The following is a 5366-nucleotide window of genomic DNA, read 5'->3' on the forward strand; positions in this document are numbered from 1 at the left end:
GTCTGGTCCGGCCTGTCTTTTACAGGCTTCGTGCCGCACTGCCGATGCCTCTCCCTACGAAACCGTTGGTCGATCCACAGATGCCTCTGCCCACGGGTCGGCGTCCGCATTGGTGCATCCATCTATAAAACACGAAACCGCACCAAGCTTATTGGATTTGCGTTAGCGCAAAGACGTGGCCAGAGCCGAGATTATTGTGAGGACATCAAGTTGCTAGAGCCAAGGAGATGGAAAATGCTTACGAGACGCGAAGCTTTGTTGGGTTCTGTTCTCACCGCGGCCGCTGCCGCGGCCGTTGTTGCAATGCCAGTCACGGCAAGCGCGAAGGACGTCGCCGGGCTGCCGCGTGAGAAGGCCACCCTGGTGGCGCCGCCGTTCGTCCACGCTCATGAGCAGGTGGCCAAGGGCGGCCCGAAGGTCGTCGAATTCACCATGACGATCGAGGAGAAGCCGATGGTCATCGATGCCGACGGCACGCAGCTCAATGCGATGACCTACAACGGCTCGATCCCTGGCCCTCTGATGGTCGTGCATGAAGGCGACTATATCGAGCTCACCCTGATCAATCCCGAGACCAATACGCTCGCCCACAACATCGACTTCCATGCGGCCACCGGCGCGCTTGGCGGCGGCGCGCTGACGCTGATCAATCCCGGCGAGCAGGTCACGCTGCGCTTCAAGGCCACGCGCCCCGGGACGTTCGTCTACCACTGCGCGCCCGGCGGCGCGATGATCCCGTGGCATGTCGTGTCGGGGATGAGCGGTGCCGTGATGATACTGCCGCGCGACGGCCTCAAGGACGACAAGGGCAAGCCGGTCCGTTATGACCGCATCTACTATATCGGCGAGAACGACTTCTACATCCCCCGCGACGAGCAGGGAAAATTCAGGAAATACGAGTCGGCCGGCGACAACTATGACGACACCGTGAAAGTCATGCGCGGATTGATCCCGACCCATGTCGTGTTCAACGGCAAGGCGGGATCGCTCACTGGCGACAGCGCCATGAAGGCCAAGGTCGGCGAGACCGTCCTGATCGTGCACTCGCAAGCCAATCGCGACACCCGCCCGCACCTGATCGGCGGCCATGGTGACTTCGTCTGGGAAGGGGGCAAGTTTGCCAACCCGCCGGCCAAGGATATGGAAACCTGGTTCATCCGCGGCGGGTCGGCTGGGGCGGCGCTGTATACCTTCCTGCAGCCGGGCATCTACGCCTATGTGAACCACAATCTGATCGAGGCGGTGGAGCTTGGCGCGACCGCGCACTTCACGGTCGACGGCAGCTGGGACGACGACCTGATGATGCAGGTCGAGGCGCCCAGGGCGATCGCTTCATAGGCGGGAGATCGGAACCTCGGTGCAACCCGCGGCGGAGCCAACGGGTTGCACTCACGGCCGGACTTGATGCGATGTCCTTTGACCCTCTCTTTGCCTCCGGAACGATTGCAGCTGCCGCGTTGATCGGCATGGGCATAACCCATGCGCTCGACACGAGCTCCTTGGAGACCCTTCAACCGGTGGCCGTGCGCGAACTGGTGGTGCTCGGGCCCGGCTCGTTCTATCACCCACAGCCGGGGGAATTCCTCCAGGAAAACCATCCCGTCGCGGCGCCCGTCGTGAAGGAGACGATCGATGCACCGCTGGAAATCATGAAGTACCAGGTAAGCGTTTCGGAATATGCAGGTTGCGTGGCGGACGACGCCTGCAAGCCGGCTGACACGGCAAGCGTGGGCACCGTTCCCGTCACGGGTGTGAGCTATCTCGATGCCGAAGCCTACGCGAGGTGGCTGTCAGCCCGTACAGGTGAGGCATGGCGGTTGCCCACGGACACGGAGTGGGCCTATGCCGCGGGCGAACGATTCCGGGCTGACATCGAGGGCGGCGATGGCGACCCGAACAACCCCGCGCGACGCTGGCTGGCCCAATATCGCCTCGAGAGCGCGCTAGGCCGGAAGCCGGATCCTGCACCAAGGGTACAGGGCGCCTTTGGTGTCAACTCGAAGGGATTGGCGGACGTTGCCGGCAACATCTGGGAATGGACTGCGACATGCTACGTCCATGCGACGGTCGCTGTGGGCGGTGCGGATATCGCCAGATCGATCGACAATTGCGGGGTGCACGCCGTGGAGGGCTTCCACCGCACCTACATGTCGAACTTCATTCGGGACGGCAAAAGCGGCGGCTGCGCCGTCGGAACGCCGCCCGACAATCTGGGTTTCCGGCTTGTCCGCGACCGGCCCGGTTTCGTGCAGGCCGCCCTTCGGCGCCTGGGATTGTCCTGATAGCAGCAGTAACGAAAGAATGTGATGACCTCGAAATCAGCTTTGGTCGACAGGGTGCGCCCCGTCGCGGAACAACCCTTGGACCACGCCGGTGTCGATCGGGAGTCGATCGGAAAACTGGTCCGCGAGTTCTACACCAAAGTCAGGAACGACGAACGGCTTGGGCCGATTTTCGCACGCGAGATCACCGGTGATTGGCAGCCGCACCTGGAGAAAATGACGGACTTCTGGTGTTCCGTCATCCTGAAGAGCGGTGACTATCACGGCCGCCCGGTGCCCGCTCATCTCAAACTCAAGGATGTCACCGAGGCCGATTTCGAGATCTGGCGCGCCCTGTTTAGTCAGACGGCGGCCGAACTCTTCGCTCCGGAGACAGCGGCAGTGTTTGTCGACCGGGCGCAGCGGATAGCGACGAGCCTGAAACTGGCGATGTTCTTTCGGCTTCCACCCACTTCGACAGTCGGTGGCCGATAGCTGGCCCTGGCGGAACCTGCCTGGACTTCAGGTTTGATCTCGCGCAAGGAAACCATCTCTCGCGGTTCCTAATTTTCTCCCATGGCTCTCAACCTGTTGGTCGGCACGATCGTCATAAGCCTGACGGTCGTCATTCACACCTTCGGCCTCATCGCGGTCACCCGTGCGATGGGACATCTGGTGGCGCGATTTCGCTTGCATGGTCGGCGAAGCCGCGTTCTTGCGATGATCAGCGTGGTAATGGGTCTTTTTGCCGTGATGACAGCCGAGGTCTGGTTGTGGGCCGGGGTGTATCGCATGCTCGGCGTCCTGCCCGACTTCGAGACGGCGCTCTACTTCTCCACCATCACCTTCTCGACGGTTGGCTATGGCGACATCGTGCCTGTTCACGCATGGCGCGTGCTGGCGGCACTGGAAGGGGTGAACGGTTTTCTCCTGCTCGGCTGGTCGACCGCCTATCTGATCGCGGCCGGAACGCGCATCGGCCCGTTCAGGGTTGGCGAGCACTTTTGACCGGCCGCCCGGACCGTTTCAGACTGCCACGGAATGTCTGCCCGTTCCCTTTTCGAGATATTTATCGAACCTCGCCGCCACTGTCCTGACGATGGGGCGGCTCTCCTCCGGCACGACAAAGGTCTCGCCGTCGAGTGCAAGCATCTTGCCGGCGCCGCCGATGGCCAGGCGGCTTGCCACGAGGAGCAGCTCTTCGCCGACCGATCCGAAGAGCTCCACCAGATCGATGGCCGAAAAGCGGAATTGGCACATCAGGCGTTCGATGATCCAGCCTCTCGCGACATCGTCGACACTCAGCTCGATGCCGCGGCCCGTCGCGAGTTGTCCGCTGTTCACAGCCTTCTCGTACTCGCCCGTTGCGGTGATGTTCTGTGCGTAGCCTTGCCGGAAGCGGCTGATGGCGGATGGCCCGAGACCGATCAGGGTTTCGCACCGATCCTCGGTATAGCCCTGGAAATTGCGACGAATCTTTCCGGCGCGAGCCGAGATGGCGAGCGCATCATCCGGCTTTGCGAAGTGGTCTATTCCGATTGCCTCATATCCGGCTGACACGATCAGCTGAGCTGCCAGCTGCGACTGAGCCAACCGTTCGGCGGACTGCGGCAGCCACGCATCGTCGATCATCGTTTGATGCTTCTTGAACCACGGTACATGCGCGTATCCAAACAACGCAATCCTGTCGGGCTCCAGCGTCAGCGCCTGCGTGACCGTCGAGGCAACGCTTTCGAGTGTCTGGTGCGGCAGCCCGTAAAGCAGGTCCAGATTGACGGATCTCACGCCGCGCGCGCGGGTGCCGTCCACAACATGGCGGGTCAACTGAAAGCTCTGTTCGCGGTTGATCGCCTTCTGCACCTTGGGATCGAAGTCCTGTACGCCCAGACTGGCTCTGGTCATGCCGATTGCGGCGAGGGCGTCCAGACGGGTCTCGTCCATGTCGTTGGGATCGATTTCGACGCTGACACTGGCGTCCTCAAGAAATTCGAACCGGTGCCGCAGGAGTTTTCCGAGCGCCAGCATGTCGTCGGGTTTCAACATGGTCGGCGAACCGCCTCCAAAATGGACGGCTCGGATGCGACCCCTGTCGCTCACAAGCTGCGCGACCGTTTCAATCTCCCTGTGCAGAGCGCTCAGAAAAGTCGTTACCGGCGCATAGTGTCTTGTCTGCTTGGTATGGCATGCGCAGAACCAGCACAGCCTGTCGCAATAGGGGACATGCAGGTAGAGTGAAATCTCGTCATCGCCTTCGAGCGCGTTCATCCAGCCGCGAACCGTTATCGCGTCAACGCCGGCGTGAAAGTGCGGCGCAGTCGGATAGCTCGTGTAGCGCGGAACGTTTTCTCCCGCCGCGACGGTCAAACTTGCCTGGCTGTTGTTGGCCGCATTTGTCTGCATGAGCGGCACCCTAGAAACGCCAGAATGCCGCGTCCTTGATCTTCGTCAAAGCAGCTGACGGCAAGGACAAACTGACGCAACGATTCTCGAGGCAGCGGTGGTATTCTGCCTGCATCTTGACCTCGAGCGATGAAATGACCGTCAGACAGGACGTTCACAGTTCCGGCATTCCCGTGCTTTGCCAGTCCTGCGAAGCGCGGCATCGCGGCGTCTGCGGCGCGCTCGATCCCAACCAGCTCGTCGGGCTCGCCAGAACCTCGTCAAGGCACAGTGTCGAGCCCGGGGCCGAACTGATCGGCGACGCCCAGGCCATCGACAGCTATTCGAACATACTTTCCGGCGTCGTGAAACTGACGAAGAGCCTTTCGGATGGACGCCAGCAGATTGTCGGCCTCCAGTTCGCGCCGGATTTTCTGGGACGTCCGTTCAAGGCGGAAAGCGAAATCAACGCGGAGGCCGCAACGGCTGTCTCCCTTTGTTCGTTCCCGAAGACGGCCATCGAACGCATGATGAAGGAATCGCCGGAGCTCGAACATCGCCTGCTCAAGCAGGCGCTGAACGAGCTCGATGAGGCGCGCGACTGGATGGTGACGCTGGGCCGCAAGACCGCGTCGGAGAAGGTGGCAAGCTTCCTCCTGATGAGCGCCAGGAACATCGACCCCACAGCCGACCCGGCGGCCAGGTCGGCTGTGGGGTCGATGTTCC

6 protein-coding genes are annotated in these 5366 nt (G+C 61.6%); 5 read left to right on the forward strand and 1 reads right to left on the reverse strand.

Annotation, left to right across the window (positions count from 1 at the left end; translation table 11 throughout):
- The first annotated feature begins 234 nt into the window (after window positions 1-234).
- The 4 genes from nirK (at window position 235) to EOA33_RS23040 (ending at window position 3269) form a co-directional block, all read left to right on the forward strand.
- Complete coding sequence (nirK, locus tag EOA33_RS23025) at window positions 235-1338, forward strand: copper-containing nitrite reductase (protein ID WP_126058915.1); 1104 nt, start codon at window positions 235-237, stop codon at window positions 1336-1338.
- A gap of 71 nt (window positions 1339-1409) precedes the next feature.
- Window positions 1410-2282 carry an SUMF1/EgtB/PvdO family nonheme iron enzyme gene (locus tag EOA33_RS23030; protein ID WP_127406669.1) on the forward strand — a complete coding sequence of 291 codons (873 nt, stop codon included), beginning with the start codon at window positions 1410-1412 and terminating at the stop codon, window positions 2280-2282.
- Between the two features lie 24 nt (window positions 2283-2306).
- On the forward strand, window positions 2307-2756 hold the full coding sequence (locus tag EOA33_RS23035) for a group III truncated hemoglobin (RefSeq protein WP_127406670.1): 450 nt from the start codon (window positions 2307-2309) through the stop codon (window positions 2754-2756).
- 81 nt (window positions 2757-2837) lie between these two features.
- A complete protein-coding gene (locus EOA33_RS23040) occupies window positions 2838-3269 on the forward strand; it encodes a potassium channel family protein (RefSeq protein ID WP_127406671.1) in 432 nt (143 codons plus the stop codon).
- A gap of 18 nt (window positions 3270-3287) precedes the next feature.
- On the opposite strand, the gene hemN is transcribed toward EOA33_RS23040, so the two are convergent.
- Window positions 3288-4661, reverse strand: coding sequence for an oxygen-independent coproporphyrinogen III oxidase (gene hemN, locus EOA33_RS23045; RefSeq protein ID WP_127406672.1), 1374 nt, complete (start codon window positions 4659-4661; stop codon window positions 3288-3290).
- Between the two features lie 134 nt (window positions 4662-4795).
- On the opposite strand from hemN, the gene EOA33_RS23050 reads away from it, so the two are divergent.
- A partial coding sequence (locus EOA33_RS23050) for a Crp/Fnr family transcriptional regulator (RefSeq protein ID WP_145989246.1) occupies window positions 4796-5366 on the forward strand: 571 nt, incomplete at its 3' end.

The sequence above is a fragment of the Mesorhizobium sp. M4A.F.Ca.ET.050.02.1.1 genome (assembly GCF_003997725.1).
Classification (GTDB): Bacteria; Pseudomonadota; Alphaproteobacteria; order Rhizobiales; family Rhizobiaceae; genus Mesorhizobium.

Excerpts from the sequence above, each read along its gene's own strand:
- nirK (WP_126058915.1), top strand. The coding sequence starts at position 235 with ATGCTTACGAGACGCGAAGCTTTGTTGGGTTCTGTTCTCACCGCGGCC.
- EOA33_RS23030 (WP_127406669.1), top strand. The coding sequence starts at position 1,410 with ATGTCCTTTGACCCTCTCTTTGCCTCCGGAACGATTGCAGCTGCCGCG.
- EOA33_RS23035 (WP_127406670.1), top strand. The coding sequence starts at position 2,307 with ATGACCTCGAAATCAGCTTTGGTCGACAGGGTGCGCCCCGTCGCGGAA.
- EOA33_RS23040 (WP_127406671.1), top strand. The coding sequence starts at position 2,838 with ATGGCTCTCAACCTGTTGGTCGGCACGATCGTCATAAGCCTGACGGTC.
- hemN (WP_127406672.1), bottom strand. The coding sequence starts at position 4,661 with ATGCAGACAAATGCGGCCAACAACAGCCAGGCAAGTTTGACCGTCGCG.